Annotated in this window: 16 protein-coding genes; 7 read left to right on the top strand and 9 right to left on the bottom strand. The window is 61.5% G+C overall.

Annotation, left to right across the window (positions count from 1 at the left end):
- The first annotated feature begins 186 nt into the window (after nt 1-186).
- The 3 genes from ku (at nt 187) to D0550_RS33715 (ending at nt 2,331) form a co-directional block, all read left to right on the top strand.
- Nucleotides 187-1,059 (top strand): non-homologous end joining protein Ku, encoded by an 873-nt coding sequence (gene ku / locus D0550_RS33725; protein ID WP_116813572.1) that lies wholly within the window; start codon nt 187-189, stop codon nt 1,057-1,059.
- A gap of 75 nt (nt 1,060-1,134) precedes the next feature.
- Nucleotides 1,135-1,974, top strand: a complete 840-nt coding sequence (locus D0550_RS33720) for a tetratricopeptide repeat protein (RefSeq protein WP_116813570.1) — start codon at nt 1,135-1,137, stop codon at nt 1,972-1,974.
- Nucleotides 1,975-2,013: 39 nt separating this feature from the next.
- Complete coding sequence (locus D0550_RS33715) at nt 2,014-2,331, top strand: DUF6665 family protein (RefSeq protein WP_116813568.1); 318 nt, start codon at nt 2,014-2,016, stop codon at nt 2,329-2,331.
- A 17-nt stretch (nt 2,332-2,348) separates the two neighbouring features.
- On the opposite strand, the gene D0550_RS33710 is transcribed toward D0550_RS33715, so the two are convergent.
- The 6 genes from D0550_RS33710 to D0550_RS33685 all read right to left on the bottom strand — a co-directional run bounded on the left by D0550_RS33710 (nt 2,349) and on the right by D0550_RS33685 (nt 9,399).
- Nucleotides 2,349-4,013, bottom strand: a complete 1,665-nt coding sequence (locus D0550_RS33710) for an alpha-amylase family protein (protein WP_116813567.1) — start codon at nt 4,011-4,013, stop codon at nt 2,349-2,351.
- A 4-nt stretch (nt 4,014-4,017) separates the two neighbouring features.
- Nucleotides 4,018-4,392 (bottom strand): sensory rhodopsin transducer, encoded by a 375-nt coding sequence (locus D0550_RS33705; protein WP_116813581.1) that lies wholly within the window; start codon nt 4,390-4,392, stop codon nt 4,018-4,020.
- A 2-nt stretch (nt 4,393-4,394) separates the two neighbouring features.
- Nucleotides 4,395-5,597, bottom strand: coding sequence for a D-arabinono-1,4-lactone oxidase (locus D0550_RS33700; protein WP_206606717.1), 1,203 nt, complete (start codon nt 5,595-5,597; stop codon nt 4,395-4,397).
- 360 nt (nt 5,598-5,957) lie between these two features.
- Complete coding sequence (locus tag D0550_RS33695; RefSeq protein WP_206606716.1) at nt 5,958-7,592, bottom strand: M28 family peptidase; 1,635 nt, start codon at nt 7,590-7,592, stop codon at nt 5,958-5,960.
- 74 nt (nt 7,593-7,666) lie between these two features.
- On the bottom strand, nt 7,667-8,365 hold the full coding sequence (locus tag D0550_RS33690) for an outer membrane beta-barrel protein (protein WP_116813563.1): 699 nt from the start codon (nt 8,363-8,365) through the stop codon (nt 7,667-7,669).
- A 152-nt stretch (nt 8,366-8,517) separates the two neighbouring features.
- Entirely contained in the window at nt 8,518-9,399 is an 882-nt protein-coding gene (locus tag D0550_RS33685) for an NAD(P)-dependent oxidoreductase (protein WP_116813562.1), read from the bottom strand.
- A gap of 200 nt (nt 9,400-9,599) precedes the next feature.
- Here D0550_RS33685 and D0550_RS33680 point away from each other — a divergent pair, with 200 nt between their 5' ends.
- The 4 genes from D0550_RS33680 to D0550_RS33665 are packed head-to-tail and all read left to right on the top strand — an operon-like array spanning nt 9,600 to nt 14,960.
- Nucleotides 9,600-11,594 (top strand): TonB-dependent receptor plug domain-containing protein, encoded by a 1,995-nt coding sequence (locus D0550_RS33680; RefSeq protein ID WP_161966213.1) that lies wholly within the window; start codon nt 9,600-9,602, stop codon nt 11,592-11,594.
- A 4-nt stretch (nt 11,595-11,598) separates the two neighbouring features.
- Nucleotides 11,599-12,147 (top strand): TOL_0243 family YfiR-like periplasmic protein, encoded by a 549-nt coding sequence (locus D0550_RS33675; protein WP_116813560.1) that lies wholly within the window; start codon nt 11,599-11,601, stop codon nt 12,145-12,147.
- A 15-nt stretch (nt 12,148-12,162) separates the two neighbouring features.
- On the top strand, nt 12,163-14,445 hold the full coding sequence (locus tag D0550_RS33670) for an ATP-binding protein (protein WP_116813559.1): 2,283 nt from the start codon (nt 12,163-12,165) through the stop codon (nt 14,443-14,445).
- A gap of 14 nt (nt 14,446-14,459) precedes the next feature.
- Nucleotides 14,460-14,960, top strand: a complete 501-nt coding sequence (locus D0550_RS33665) for a low affinity iron permease family protein (protein WP_116813577.1) — start codon at nt 14,460-14,462, stop codon at nt 14,958-14,960.
- A gap of 31 nt (nt 14,961-14,991) precedes the next feature.
- On the opposite strand, the gene D0550_RS33660 is transcribed toward D0550_RS33665, so the two are convergent.
- From D0550_RS33660 to D0550_RS33650, 3 genes are read right to left on the bottom strand one after another with little or no spacing between them, the layout of a single operon-like run.
- Nucleotides 14,992-15,264 (bottom strand): DUF5985 family protein, encoded by a 273-nt coding sequence (locus D0550_RS33660; protein ID WP_116813558.1) that lies wholly within the window; start codon nt 15,262-15,264, stop codon nt 14,992-14,994.
- Nucleotides 15,265-15,267: 3 nt separating this feature from the next.
- Nucleotides 15,268-15,531, bottom strand: coding sequence for a DUF5985 family protein (locus D0550_RS33655; RefSeq protein ID WP_206606715.1), 264 nt, complete (start codon nt 15,529-15,531; stop codon nt 15,268-15,270).
- 3 nt (nt 15,532-15,534) lie between these two features.
- Nucleotides 15,535-15,924 carry a hypothetical protein gene (locus D0550_RS33650; protein WP_116813557.1) on the bottom strand — a complete coding sequence of 130 codons (390 nt, stop codon included), beginning with the start codon at nt 15,922-15,924 and terminating at the stop codon, nt 15,535-15,537.
- Between the last annotated feature and the right edge of the window lie 137 nt (nt 15,925-16,061).

Raw genomic sequence — 16,061 nt, 5'->3', positions numbered from 1 at the left:
GGCTCGGAGATGTGTATAAGAGACAGGGTCACTTCAGTCTACGAAATGTGCTCTCACGCTTGGAAAAAACCGGGGACCGGTGGCATGATGTTCTCTCGGCGAAACAGAGCCTTGCGAAAGCCTTCACAAGTAAAGCCCGAAAGTGAGACTCGACTGCGGTCCAAGCCGGTCGAAAAGGTACCCCTCATGGCCATGCGCTCCATCGGTTCATTGACGATTTCGTTCGGTCTGGTGGCGATTCCAGTCAAGCTGTACACCGCGACCCAGACGGCGAATTCCATTTCCTTCAACCTGTTACACAAAGGATGTGGCTCACGGTTGAAACAACAGTACGTGTGCCTGAAGGACGGGCAAACGGTCGAGCGCGACGACATGATCAAGGGCTACGAATTCGCCAAGGATCAGTACGTCCAGTTCAGCAGCGAAGAAATCAAAGCGATGGAAGAAATCGGTACGCATTCCATCGACATCGCCGAGTTCGTGCCCATTGAGTCCATCGATCCGGTGTATTTCGACAAGACTTACTATCTCGCGCCCGATAAAGGCGGCGCCAAACCCTACGGCTTGTTGAACGAAGCCCTGAAAGACACAAAACGTTGTGCCATCGGTCGCTGGGCCGCGCGTGGCAAGTCCTATTTGGTTGCCCTGCGCCCCGTCGGCGATGTGCTGACGATGCAACAGTTGCACTTCGCCACCGAAGTGCGCGCGGCCACTGAGGTCGATATCGCCAAGCCGGATGTGAAAGCACCGGAGCTGAAGCTGGCCAAGCAATTGATCGAGCAGCAAACCACCGAGAAGTTCGATCCCACGGCGTACGTCGATGACGTGCGCGCCCGCATCGAGGCGGCCATTCAGAAGAAGGTCGACGGCCAGGAGATCTCCGTGGCCGAAGGCCCGGTGGAGGCAGGCGGCAAGGTCATCGACCTGATGGAGGCCCTGCGCGCCAGTCTCACCAAGACCGAAACCGCCAAGGCGAATGTCGCCAAACTCGGCCCACGGAAGGCACCGAAGAGAGTCGAACAGGCGGAGAAGCCTGCGCGTAAGGCCAGCAAACGCTGAGGGCTGAGGTGGATACGCCGGCCGGTCGTCCTTGAGACGACCTCACCGTTTCCACCGCCCTGGCGGGCTTTCTTCGTGCAGACATTCAGCGTCCAAGATGTAGAACGCGTGCTGCGTCTATCACGCAGCACCATTCGCGGGTTGATCAAAACCGGCTTCGTGCAACCTGCGCGCGGTCCCAAGCGACAGCTGCGCTTTTCCTTTCAGGACCTCATCGTCCTGCGCGCTGCCCGTTCATTGCTCGAAGCGAAGATCTCCCGTCGTCGCATCAATCGCTCGCTCGAAGATCTGCGCCGTCACTTGCCCGAGCAGATGCCCCTGTCGGGCTTGAGCATCAGTGCGGTCGGCGATCGTGTGGTGGTTCGTGACGGCCAGAATCATTTCCAGGTCGACGATGGCCAGTATGTGCTCGGCCTGGACGTGAGCGTCGAGAACGGCGTCATCCGGGTCGTCGAGCACAAAGAGACTGCCGCAGCGGAAGCACCGCCCAGTGAAACGGCCGATGAGTGGTTCGACAAGGGCCTGGAGCTCGAAGAGACCGATCCGAAGGCCGCTCAATCTGCCTATGAGCGCGCTGTGGAGCTCGAGCCCGATTTCGTCGGCGCATGGATCAACCTGGGCCGCCTGCTCCATGCACGGCACGATGAGAAGAAAGCGGAGATCGTGTATTGCCGCGGCATCCAGGAATGCGGCGCCGACCCGGTGCTGATGTTCAATCTGGGGGTGGTGCTGGAAGACCTCGGCAAGATCGACGACGCGATCGATGCCTATCAGGCTGCGCTCAGCGAAGATCCGAACATGGCCGATGGCCATTTCAATCTTGCGCGGTTGTACGAGGCACAGGGCAAAGAACAGCACGCCATTCGCCACCTCGGACAATACCGACGCTTGATGAGCACGTCCGACAGTCGTTGACGGACCTGCCTCTTCAGCACTGCCCGGTATAATCGCCGCGTGCCGAAGTTCGACAATCCTCTGGATCTGCCCTTCGCAGGCGAAGCTGCCGCGTCGCTGGGACTGGCCGGCCGCAAGCTCAAGAAAACGCTCGACGCATTACGCCAGTACGACGCGGATGTCTCTTCCAGTGCCCACCCATCGGATGAAGCGGCTCGAAAGCAACTCGTGATGGGAGCGGCGGAGGCTTATTGGGGTTACGTCGTGCAACGCGAGCAACTGGGTTTGCTCGACCCTGAATACATCGCGAAGGAATATGACATCCCCAGCGACGTGAAGCTTGCGATGGGGCCGAAGGGCCGTGGCCCAACTGCCTGAATTGGGGTAGTACCAACCTAACGCTTCGAAGGCGGAGTTGCGGGTTGGCGGCGTAACGCGTAATTCATGCCGCCCACTCGGAACCATTTATAACCAAACGCCGTCAGCGAGATGAGGTGGTGACCTTGCTTGTCGACTCGGCTGTCATCTCGCTCCAGCAAATTCACCAGCAGCTCACTGCCCTCACCCTCCAATGCAATCTTGACTTGCTGCGGTTGTCGATTGAAGTTGTGCAACACCACGATGCGATTGCCTCGCCAGGAATAGCACAGCGCCAAGACACCTCGCGCACCCGTGCGCAGCAGGCTCCACTCCCCCCAACCGATCTCGGGACACTCCTTGCGCACCCGGATCATCCTGATCATCCAATTCAGCAGCGACCCCGGATCGCGGCGCTGCGCATCGACGTTCACCGTTTGATAGCCAAAGGGGCCCTTGGAAATCACGGGATTCACGAGCTTACGTGCCGTAGAGAAGCCGCCGTTGCGCTCACCTGACCACTGCATCGGTGTGCGCACCGCGCCTCGCTCCTTCAGCGACAGATCTTCGCCCATGCCGATCTCATCGCCATAGCGCAGTACTGGCGAGCCGGGCAACGCAAACATCAGACTGTTGGCGAGCTCGATGTGACGACGGTCGCCGAGCATCGATGCGAGTCGCCGCCGAATACCCCGGTGATACAGCTGCATGTTGCGCTCGGGACCGAAGCGCTCGAACACTTTGTCGCGCTTGTGCTTGGGTAACCGATCGATATCCAGCTCATCATGATTGCGCAGGAACACCGCCCACTGCGAGGCGTCGGGGATCTTGCTGGTGTCCTTGAGCGCCTTCTCCAATGGCGCACTATCGCCTGTGGCCAGCGCATAGAAGCAATGCTGATTCACCCAGAAGTTGAACATCATGTTCAAGCCATCGCGACCGTCGCCGAAGTAGCGCTGCGTGTCCTGGGGGGCGACGTTCGCCTCGCCGAGCAGGGCCGCGTCCCCGGCGCGCCATTGCAGGAACTGGCGCATCTCGGCGAGATACTCAAAGCGCAACCGCTCGCCCTTGAGTCTGGACTCGAGAATGAATGGCACTGCGTCGACCCTGAAGCCATCGACGCCCAGCTGCAGCCAGTAACCCATGATGCGCCGGATCTCGGCCCGCACATGCGGGTTGTCCATGTTCAGATCGGGCTGAAAGTCATAGAAGCGATGGTGGTAATAGAGTTTCGCGACCGGATCGCGCGTCCACACGGCTTTCTGGGCGCCCGGAAACACCATGCCCTTGTTCCAACCCGCCGGCCTCCTCTTCGACCACAAATACCAGTCGCGATACTGCGAATCCGGATTGCGCCTGGCCTCCTTGAACCAGGGATGCTCGTTGGAAGTGTGATTGACCACCAGGTCCAGAATCACGCGCATGCCCCGCTTGCGCGCATGGTTCATGAACTCCACGAAGTCACCGCTCGATCCATAGCGAGGGTCGACACCGTAGTAATCGCAGATGTCGTAGCCGTTGTCACGATTCGGCGAGGGCTGGAAAGGCGCCAGCCAGATGACATCGATGCCGAGCGAATTGAGATAGTCCAGCCGGTTGATCAGGCCCGGCAGATCGCCGGTCCCATCGCCGTTGGCATCCATGAACGTGTCCAGGTCCAGGCTGTAGATGATCGAGTTCTTGTACCAAAGATCTTCGATCATCGCCTCACCCCGGGAAGGCCAGGGTCGTGGCGATGGCGTTGGCCGCCTGGCTGGTATCCTGCCGGGTGAACTGCACGACCACCGGATGATCGGCCAGGATCAATACGGCATACGGCGTATCGAGCGGTAGCGCCTGTGGATCGATGAGATCGTTGAAGCGAACGTGTCGCACGCGCTGCGCGGCGACTTTCAAGCGATAGGGCCCGACCGGTGCGTGATCCTCGTAGTAAATCGTCAGTTCGAGCTGCGCGTCGAAGTGACCGGCGTTGAGTACGCACAACTCATCGCGGCTCGTGTTGCCCGGTTCGGCTCCCGAGCTACGCAGCGGCACGTGTCCGCCTGGGATGGCCCACACTTTGGAACCGACGGTCTTCAGCACAGTCACTCCTCGCCCACCAGTCGCGCCATCGGCGCAGTCAGAAACACCCCCTGCGGATCGAGCTGTCGACGCAGTGTCATGAAGTCCTTCCAACGCGGATACAGCGCCGCAAGTGCCGCGCCGTGCAATGAATGTTTCTTGCCCCAGTGCGGGCGGCCGTCATGGGCCCGCAGGATGGGCTCGATGTCATCGAAGTATTCCCGATACGGCAGGCTGGCGTTCTGGTGCAGCGAGATTGCGACCGAATCGCGTCCGTACGTCGGGCTCAAAAAGCCGTCGTCCCGGGCGATGAGTCGATACAACACGCGCCAGCCCACCTGTTTGCGATGGCGCTCGAGAATGCGGTGCCGCACCTCGCGAAAGCACGCCGGCCCCGCCTCGGCCGGCACGAAATACTCCAGCTCCTCGAATTTCAGCTCGCGCTCCTGCGCGATGATCTCGTGGCTGTGTCCCTTCTCTTCATGGATGTGATGCGCGTACGGCAACTCCGGGATGGGCGTTTCGGGAGGATTGAGCGTCCGCAACTTCACTTCATCGCGACGGGGATACCAGTAGAAGTCAAAGTTACGATGTGCATCTGCCAGTTCATCCAGATGGGCCAGGCAATCCTCCGTACGCGCAACGTACTCGCGGCGTCGCAACTGATATCTCGGCTTGAGCTGCAGCCGCACGGCAGTAAAGATTCCTAGCAGGCCCATCGACACGCGTGCGGCGTTGATGAGATCGGGCGCTTGGTCGAGCGACCACTCGACGATCTCGCCCGTGCCGGTCACGGCACGCACGCCGACCAGGGTTGCCGAAATGTTTTGCAGCTTCCGTCCTGAACCGTGCGTGCCGGTGCTGATGACGCCGGCGATGGTTTGTGTGTCCACATCGCCGAGGTTCTCCATGCTCAGGCCGATGTCATGCAAGATCGGCCCGAGGTCATTCAGCACCGTTCCAGCTCCCACCGTGGCTTGACTGCGCGTGAGGTCGTAGTCAATCAGCCCTCGGTGGTCGCGCATCGACATCAATATGTCGGGGGTCTCCACCAGCGGCGAGGAAGAATGGCCGGAACCCATCACTCTGATCTTGCGCGAGCGCGCAGCGGCATCTCTTACATACACGCTTACGGCCTCGTCGTTGGCGGGCCAGACTTGCGAGCGGGGAATGAAGCGCAGACTCCCCGACCAGTTGACGAATTCGTCCGTAGAATGTGTGCGCAAGATCTTCACGTGCGGCGGAAAGCCGAATGGCATCACGCACATAGAACGGAAGTTGCGTCACGTAGGTTCCTGGCCGTCGTGACAAGCCACGACCCCAGCAAACATTTGAAACAAATCTTTCCCGGAACCTTCACACGTGGCCGTGCGTCACAGCATCGGAAGCAGATAAGTTATCGGCGGAATGAATCAGAGCGACCGTTGCTCTAACGCCAGGAGCCGAAAACCGATGCTCTTCCATTGCCGCACCATCTCGCGAGGGTCATCCTAAGAATGTAGGGTCATCCTCAGGTTCGATAGAGATGACGGCTCGAAGCCCCGCCCCATGCGGGGCTTCGACTTTATGGGGTGGGCGTTTTTGGATCAGGGCGACGCAGTGTCGACTTCGTACTCAAACGGATCGGTCTGTACAGGCTTGCTCGGCAGCGGCCTCTTCGGCAGGGGTTGCTCACGCTCGGCCGACATCCACAACATCGACGCCATGATTACCGCGGCCTGTTTCAAATCTTCCATGCGCAGATGGTCGTAGCTGTCGATGCTGGTGTGATGCACGCGGCTGCCGTAATCCAGCGGGTCCTGCACGAATTGAAAGCCGGGAATGCCGACTGCCTGCATGGGCACGTGATCGGTGCCGTAGGTCGGGGCCGCCACCACGGCATCCGCCCCCATGCTCGCAAACGGCGCAATCCAGGTCTTTAAGATGGGCGTCGCGGCGACGTTTCCTTCAGCATAAATGCCGCGAATCTTTCCCGAGCCATTGTCGAGATTGAAATAGGCGGCGAGCTTGTCGTAGTCCGGGCCCGGGGTCACCGGCCACCGCAAGTTCCAGGTGGCGTACACCGGTAGCGCCGCGCGCGCCGGATCCTGCAGCGGCGGACGCGAGACCAAATGCCGCTGCGTGTAATCGAAGGAGCCATAGAGCCCCTGCTCTTCGCCATTCCACAGCGCGAAGCGAATGGTTCGCTTCGGCTTGAGGCCAAGCTTGGTCAGAATGCGTGCGGCTTCCATCACGACCGCGCTGCCGGCTGCGTTGTCCTGCGCGCCATCGGAGGCGACCCAGCTATCCAGATGGGCACCGGCCATCACATAGCCCGCCTTGGCATCACGCCCCGGCAGATCGGCGAACACGTTGTATGCATTCGAGTCTTCGTCGTGATAGTGCACGTCGCTGATCAGCTCGAGCGTGGGCCCCGCCCCGACTTTCGCAAGCCGGGCGAGCTGACGATAGTGCTCGGCGGCCAGTTCGAAGCCCGGCAGTTTCGGCGATTGATCGCGACGGTGCTGGTAACCCTCCCCATGCAGCAGGCCGCCATCGCGATAAGACTTGCGCACCCACGCGATCGCGCCTTCGGCCGCAAGGAATTGATCGCGCTTGGCCTCGAAGCGGCTACGTTCCAAGCGCTTCTCCAACTCCTCTTCCATGGAAACCAGCGGCTGTCGGAACGTGTCGAGCCTGCCGATGTCGTCCCTGCTCAAACGCACGAAGGGCGCGACGAGCGGCTCGGAGCCGGTATCCGGCTGTGTCACCAGCACGATCTGCCCTTGCAGCTTGCCCCGCCACTTCTCGAAGTCAGCGACTTTGCTCATCGGCGCGACGATGATGGGCGCGGTGATCGCGCCGTTGGTGGGGGGTGTCCAGGCCACGGGAATGGCGCTGTAGGTCGCGATACGTGGCGTCAGCAAGCGCACGCTGGATTTTTCGATGGACCAGCCGCGACCGAATTCGAAGCCTTCGGTGCGCACGTTCTTCAGGCCCCAGTCGCGAAATTGCTGCTGGGTCCAGCGCTCGGCCTCGCGCATTTGTGGAGAGTTGGTGAGCCGTCCACCGATGCGGTCGGTGAGATACGCCGCGGTCAGCGGCAGTTCGCTACGATTGAAGCCTTCATCGACGATGCGGTTGATGGTCGTCAGGTCGGCCTGATCCGCTCCGTGCGCCACCGCCGTGCCGAGCACGCAAATCAGCGCCGCCATACCGGCGCGCCACGCTCTTGCCACCATGCCTTGCTCCATTGTTGGAAACAGTCACGATAGCAGATGGAGCCTGGCGTGGCAGGCTCCATCGTGGGCGCCGCTTAGAGCCTGTAACTCACCCCGAGCGAGAGCCGATTCACGTCCGATTCACCCGTCTCCTCGTCATCACCCACATCTTTGAACTGCTGCCAGTCCAGGCTGAACGACCAATGTTGAGCGAGGTGCAGCCCGACGCCGATCCCATAAAAGAGGTCCTGCGAGTTCGCCGAGTAGCTATCCCGAGCCGATGCGGTACCGATGGAGGCACTCTCGGTGATCTTCGTGTCAGCGAACAAGATGCCGGCGCGCCCGTGCAGATCGAACGAGCTCCCCAGCGGCACCGAGCCAAGCGCGCTCGCCGTGAAGCCTGAGGATTCGAAGTCGACCGAATAGGTGGCAGGCGCAGGCGGCGGCGGCCCGATGGGGTCGACCACGCCGGAGGAACGATACTCGAACGAGCCGAAGTCGACATAGCCGGCTTCCACTGCAAAGTACTCCGAGAAGCGGTAGCCGCCGAACAACGAGAAGGAGGTATCGCTATCGTCCAAAGTCGAGCGGCCGGACAGCACCTGCGCGCCGTTCGACTCGAAGCTATCCAGGACGATGGCATCGAGCGTGGCCTGGTCCAGATCCGCAGCTTTCGCCTCGCCGCCCGTGACACCGAAATACCAACCGCTGCCGTCCTCAGCGAAGCTCGCCGTGGATGCCAGCGACAGCGCCAACCCCACCATCACGGCCAGACCCGTTCGTTTGCTCATCATGGGACTCCCTGAATTCGTTTATTTGTTTTATTCCGCTCGACGAGCGGAACGGCGCGAATTCTAGCGACGGGAACTGCCATGACTTTGCGACCGCAGTCACAAGCTGCATCTGCATCATGAAAATGCTTTGCAGCAGTGAGCTCGTTGGTCAGTCAAACAGGCTGCGTGCGCGCCACTTCGATGATCTTGCTTTCGTTGCTGTGCGCATAACCACGTTCGCACAACTTCGCATAGGCGGCGCCGGCCGTGCTGCCAAACGGCGTACCGATGTTGAGCTTGCGAGCAAGGCGCAGCGCGTAATCGACATCCTTCAATCGGAGCTGCGGTGTGAACAGGACGTTCTGATCGTGATCGGCATCCACGATGCGACGGGCAGTGCGCACGACCTGCGGACTTGCAGCCTGACCTGAGGCGATCGCCTCGGCGACCGTGCTCAGATTCAATCCGGCACGCTCGGCCAGTGCCATGCCCTCGGCGATCGAGGCGATCTGGATGGCGCCCTGCAAGTTGATCATGAGTTTGTAGACCGTGCCGGCGCCGATCGCACCGAAATGAATGGTCTGTTTCGAAATGGCATCGAGTACGGGCTGGGCGCGGGCCAGATCTTCGGGTGCCGCGCCGACCAGCAAGGTGAGCGCGCCGGCGGCCGCCATGTCGGGCAAGCCGGTCACCGGGCAATCGATATAACTCAGTGAGCGCCGCTGCGCTTCAGCCGCCAGCTCGAGCACCCAGTCGTGCGACAAGGTGGAACACTCGACCACGAGCGTGCCCGCGGCCGGCATGCCACTGAACACACCTTCGGCACCGAGCCACACGTCACGCGAAGCGGCGTCGTCGGCGACCATCGAGATAATCAACCCCGCACCTTGCGCCGCCTCTTTCGGCGAAGAACACAGCGTCGCGCCCTGCTCCACTAACGACGCTGCACGGGCGGCCGTGCGATTGTAGATACGCAGACAATGCCCGGCGGCAAGCAATCGCCCCGCCATGCCCAATCCCATTCGGCCCAGGCCGATAAACGTTACGTTCGTCATGTCGGTGCGCCATCCTGCTCGTGCTGTCGCGCCCCTGACTCAAGGGACAGTAGATTTTCCTAAAGTCGCTATTGCATTCATGGGATAAACAGTAGCAGAGCTCGTGCCCCCGGTTTGTCCTTAATTCCGTGCTGCCAGTGGCTGGCGTACCGTCCTTCAGGCTGGGCGAAAACCACGAAGAGAAGTCCGCAGGCCGGCGCGTGAACGCTCCAAAAGCATCGCTACGAGTCGGGATTGCGATCCAGTTGAGCGCGATCGCCGGCGGCGCGTTCGCGGCCAACGTCGTCATTCGCAATCCCACCTTCGAGGAGCTGGCCAGACTCACCGTCACATCGGTCACGGGCACGGCGCGGCCGCAATTCACCGCGCCCGCCGCCGCCACGGTGCTCACCGCCGAGGAATTGAACTACATCGGCGTCAGGAATATTCCAGACGCGTTGCGCTACGCACCTGGGATGCAGGTGTCACAATTCAATGCACATCAATGGTCGATCTCCGCGCGGGGCTTCAACACGATCGCCGTGGACAAGCTGCTGGTGCTGGTCGATGGCCGCTCGGTGTACACGCCGCTGTGGTCGGGGGTGTACTGGGAACAGCACGCATGGCTGGATCAGGATCTCGACCGCATCGAGGTGATCAACGGGCCGGCAGGCTCGGTGTGGGGCGCCAATGCGATGAACGGCGTCGTGAACATCCTGTCGCGATCGGCACGCGACACGATGGGCACGGCGCTGACGGTCGGCACCGGCACCGAAGACGAAGCGTTCGGCAGCTTCAGATACGGCGGGACGGCCGGCAAGAACGCTTGGTATCGCGCGTACGCCGACTACTCGCGCTACGATGACACTGAATTGGGCAATGGCCAGCCGACCGGCGATGCCTGGGATATGGGCCGTATCGGCTTTCGCTACGATCGTGACGACGCGGCGAATCGGATCTTTGTCAAAGCCGAGGCTCAGTCCGGCAATTTCGACGAGCCAGGCTTCATTCCCTCGCCCACGCCGCCCTATCAGACGCGCCCGCCGCGAGGCTACAACCACGGCGGCTTCGTGCAGGCCAGCTGGGCGCGTCGGCTTCCCGAAGGCTCGGAGGTTGCGGTCGGCGCTTGGTTCGAACGACTCGAGCGGCAACTGCAACCCACCAACGAGCAGAGCAACACACTCGATATCGGCGTTCGCTACGTCACGCGGCTGGGCGATGCTCACAATGTTGCCGCCGGCGCGATCTATCGCTACATCGAGCATGAGACCACCCCGACGTTCGTACTGACATTCACGCCGAGGGACCGAACGCTGCACCAGTGGTCCGTGTATTTGCAGGATGAGGTGCAATTCCACAAACGATTCGGTGCGACGCTCGGCGTGCGCGTGGAGGACAACCCATTCACCGGGACGGAATGGCAACCTGACCTGCGGCTGAGCTGGAGCCTTACCGACCAGCAGTTGTTATGGGCCGCCGTGGGACGGGCGGTACGCACGCCCACCGTCGCCGATGAATCCCGAACCTTCGTCAATCAAGTCTCGCCGCCGGGTAGCTTCGGGCCGGGCTCCCCGCCCGTCATCCACGAAGTGTTGGGCAGTCACAGCCTGGAATCGGAGGATCTGGTTGCTTATCAGCTCGGCTGGCGCGGCCGCTGGGGCAGCGATGCAATGGCGAGCGCCGCGCTGTTCTACAACGACTACAAGCGCCTGATCCTGTATGAGCAGCAGCCGCTCGACACCGTCACGCAGGCCCCGGATTTCTGGCTGCTGGCGCTCATCCCCTTCAACGTCGGCTCGGCGCATGCGCATGGCGCGGAGCTCACGGGAATGTGGCAACCGATGCCGCGCTGGCGCCTGTTCGGCGAGGTCTCGTACCTGGATCTGAAGGTGGTGCCTGCCGAGCTGCCGCTGGCCAGCAACATCTCCGGATCGACGGCACAAGTGCAGGCATCGCTGCGTTCCAATCTGGAGCTGGGCCGGCACTGGGAAATCGGCGTCGGCCTGCGCTATGTCGATGACTTGCCCGCCCAGAACGTGGACAGCTACGTCGGCGCGGACGTGCGCGTCGCCAGAAAATTGACCGAAGGTGTGAAGCTTGCGCTCGTGGGCCAGAATCTGTGGGAGCCTCGTCATGCGGAATTTCGCTCCACCTCCTTTCCCATCGATTCCTATATCCAGCGCAGCGTCTATCTCGCATTGACGTGGCGCAGGTAGACCCATGCGCTGGCTGCTTTGGCTGATGTTCTTCCCCGGCGCGCTGCTGGCGGCGAATGCCACCGCTGCGCCCGAGTACAGTATCAAAGCCGGTTACATCCTGTTGTTCACGCGCTATGTCGAGTGGCCGCAAAGTGCCTTCGAAACGCCGACGGCGCCCATTGTTGTGTGTGTGCTGGGCGATGATCCGTTTGGCTCGGTGCTCGATGACACCCTGGACGGACAGCGCAGTCAGGATCGTCCATTGACGGTGCAACGCGTGTCGAACGTGGCTGCGGCGAATGAATGCCACGTGGTGTTCATCGGCGCCCAAGGTGAGCGCACCAGTGAGTGGATCGATGCGCTGGATGACCGCCCGGTGCTCACGATTGCCGAAGATCCCGGTGCCCTCGAACAAGGCGCCATGCTGTGTTTCGTCAGCGAAGTCGACCAAGGCCAGGCACGCATCCGCTTCGAGGCGAGCCTGCCGCCGATGCATCGCGCCGGTTTGTCCGCGAGCTCGCAAATGCTGGTGGCGGCTCGCAAGGTTCATCGCAAAGCCCCGGGCATCTGAGCCAAGAGGAACCGCATGACACCCTTCGCCTTCAGCAATCTGCCTTTGCAACGCAGGTTACTGCTGATCGTGGGCGTTACAGCCGTGGTGGCATTGCTGCTCGCGGTGGCGGCCGCGGCCATTTATGACTTCAGCACCTATCGGCCCCGGGCCGTCACCCAAGCTCGCGATCGAGGCGAGAGCATCGCTGCGATCGTGACCTCGGCCGTGGAGTTTCAGGATGTGCGTACTGCGAACCAGTATCTGAATGCGTTCGGGCTGGATCCGAATATCGAGTCGCTGGCGATCGTGAAGGACGGAAAGGTCTTCGCCGAGTATTTCAGTCCCGGCGCGATGCACGTTGATTTCTCGGACGCTGACGCGCGAGCGCGGCTGGCTGCACAGGGACGACTTCTCACCGCCCTCACTATCAACGCTCCAGGCCCCTCGCATACGGATCTGTGGATGGCAACGACGCTCACGCCGCTCGCCGCACGCATGTGGGAATATGCGCCGCTGCTCGGCGCCGTTGCGTTGTCGCTGTTTGCGCTGGCTATGATGCTGTCCATCACGCTGCGTCGTGCGATCTCCGAGCCCGTGCAGGCGTTGGCTTCGACGGCGCGTGATGTGACGCGGCTGCGTGACTACCGACGCCGAGTCTCGAGCGACAGCAAAGACGAAGTCGGTCAGCTGGCGCGCGATTTCAACGTCATGCTCGATACCGTCGAAGAGCGCGAGCGAGCGCTCCAGCAAAGCGAGGAAACCGCGCGTCGACAGCTGATCGAGATCGAGGCGATCTATGCCAATGCGCAGGTTGGCTTGTGCGTGATCGATCTGCAGCTGCGCTACGTTCGTATCAACAAGCAGATGATGGAAATGAGCGGCCACACGGCGGAGCCCCTGGTCGGTCGCAGCATCGAAGAGGCCACGCCCGAGCTTGCCAGCGTGCTCGCGCCGATTTGCAGACAGGTCCTGAGCACCGGCAAGCCGCTCGCCAACGTCGAGTACGCCAGTGCCGCGCCTTCCGATGGCTCGCTGCGATACTGGGTCGGAAATCATCAGGCCCTGCGCGATGAAGTGGGCAATATCATCGGCGTGAACGTCGCGATCCACGATATCACCAGCAGCAAGCGGGCTGATGAGGAGCGTGCGGCGCTGGAAGCTCAGTTGCGTCAATCGCAGAAGATGGAAGCGCTCGGCACCCTGGCCGGCGGCATCGCGCACGATTTCAATAACGTGCTGACCGCCATCTCGGGCAATGCCCAACTCGCCATCGAAGATCTGCCGGCGGATCATCCGGCAACACGGTCGCTGTATGAAATCAGACGCGCCAGCGGACGCGCTCGGGATCTGGTGCGCCGGATTCTGGCGTTCAGTCGTCCGGAGCAGAACATTCAGCATCTGGTCGACCTGCGGCCGGTCGTCGAAGAGGCACTACGCCTGTTGCGGGCGACCGTGCCGAGGATGATTGAGATCCGTTTGGAGGCCGAGCCGAATCTGCCACCGGTCATGGCGGATGCCACGCAGGTCCATCAAGTGCTCATGAACCTGGGCAAGAACGCGAGCGACGCCATGCAGAACCGCGCCGGAACGCTGACGATTCGACTCGCCAGCGAGCGCATCGATTCGATATTGAACAGCCCCTCGCCCGACCTGCATCCCGGGTGGTATCTGCGCATTTCTGTGGAGGACACCGGCACCGGCATTCCCCCCGAACTGATCGAGCGCGTGTTCGAGCCGTTCTTCACGACCAAAGGTCACGGCGAAGGCACCGGGCTCGGGTTGTCGGTCGTGCACGGCATCGTGCGAGGCCATCGCGGCGCCATCCGCGTGCACAGCAAGCCCGGCACTGGCACCGTGTTCGATCTTTATTTTCCGGCGGCCGAGCGCCCGGCCGAGAATGCTGCGAAAACGCCCGTCTCGAGCGCGACGCCCGCAGGCCGGGGCGAACACGTGCTGTACGTCGATGACGAAGATCAGCTGGTGGATCTGGTCACTCGGATGATGGAACGCATGGGGTACCACGTCACCGGCATGACCCGTCCCACCGAGGCCATCGACGCCGTGCGTGCCGATCCCCGACGCTTTGATCTCGTTCTGACCGATCTTGGCATGCCCGGCATGAGCGGCCTGGATCTGGCCGAGGAGCTGCTGCGGATCCGCCCCGATCTGCCCATCATCGTCACCTCCGGCTACATCCGCGCCGAGGATGCTCGACGCGCGGAGCAAATCGGCGTGCGAGACGTTGTGATGAAGCCCAATACCGTCGCCGAGATCGGTCAATTGATTCGCGACCGACTCGATGCGCTGAATAAATAGTCTTGGAGCTTCGCATGGTCAGCCACCACCCGTCCTCGTATCACAGTCGCACCTGGTTTACCCGTTTCGCCAAATCGACCGCCCGTGCCGCCGGTCATCCGGCCACCTTTTGCGCGGCGCTGGCTGTGATCGTGATCTGGGCCGTGAGCGGCCCCCTCTTCGGCTTCAGCGATACCTGGCAGCTGGTGATCAACACCGGCACCACCATCATCACCTTCCTGATGGTGTTCCTGATTCAAAACACGCAGAACCGCGACTCCGAAGCCATCCAGGTCAAGCTCGACGAGCTGATCCGCTCCATCGATGGCGCGCACCTGGCCCTGCTCGATCTGGAAGAGCTCGAAGAGGAGGATCTGCGGCGAATCAGCAAGGGCTATCGGGAGCTCGCGGAACAGGCACGCAAGGAGCTGGACGAAGGCAAGAGCGATACCGATGTACGCGAAGTCGGCGCCGCGCATCGGAAGGAATACGGTGAGCGGCATCGCTCCCGCTCACCCTCGCAACATCAGGCATAGCGGTCAGCGCGTTGACTCGTAAACGCCAGCCCTACCGCTTGCGCGTCGGTGCGTCCCGGTTTTTCGCCACGATGGCACCCAGGATCAGCAGGAACGCGACCAGCCGCACCATATAGATGACGGGACTGCCCTCACTCGGCTTATCGACCAGCAGGAACGCCATGCGGTTGATGCCCTCGATGGCGAATGCCGCGGCGAAGGCGAAGAACAGTTTGTCGCGCGTCTGGCGATAGAAACGCCAGAAGAAGCCGGCGGCGGTCAGCGACGCCGTGACGATCACTCCCAGCAAAAAGCCCTCGACCATGGCTCACTCGCTCTCGAAGACCAATCCGTACACCAGCAACAGCATCGCGCCGGCAGCCGTACTCAAGCGCCACATATAAAGACTGTGGTCCTCCGGCAGCAGGACCAGGTCCACGAACAACAAACCGTTCGAGACCGTCAGGCCGGCGAAACACAACCCGCTCCACAACAGCAGCCGACTGCGCGAGCGCGCGAATCCACGCAACAGCAGCACGGCGCATATTGCGGTCAAGATGGCGCCCAGCAGATAGACGAGCTTTGGCAGCATTTGTTAGTCCCTGTCCTTGAGTCGGAACGCTCGCGCGAAATCGCGCACCGAGCCCGAGGCATTGGAATGAATGAATCGTGTCAGTTGCACGAGCTGCGTGCGATAGGTTTGCGCCACCCGATCAAGTAGCGCGCTTTGTTCTGGCGACCGCGGAGTGTATTGATACGTTGCCGGCGCCTGATCGACGCGCACGATCAGCGACCGCCGCGTGAGGTCTTCGAGAATGTTGCTGGCTTGCTTGTCGTTGACGTAGATGCGCGCAGCCAGCTCCTCCACCGTCCAGGCAGTGGCCGGCGACTGAAAGAGCAACAGCAGAGCCTCCAGATGAGGCACCGTGTCGATGCTGTCGAGAAGAAACCGCTCGACTGCTGGATCAATCGCTGCCGCCGTCATCTCCCGTCCGTTCGACCTTTGCTGCTCTGGCTCGTTATAATCAAGTTCCGCTGAACCACGTAAAACGACCTCCTACGATGAAAGTTCCAGCTGTCAGGAACTTTCTTTCAGCTGTAGGAGTAACGGAAGTGTAAGGG

Source organism: Steroidobacter cummioxidans (assembly GCF_003104955.1).
The sequence above is the reverse complement of the archived record's forward strand: the minus strand, read 5'-3'. Positions and strand labels throughout refer to the sequence as shown.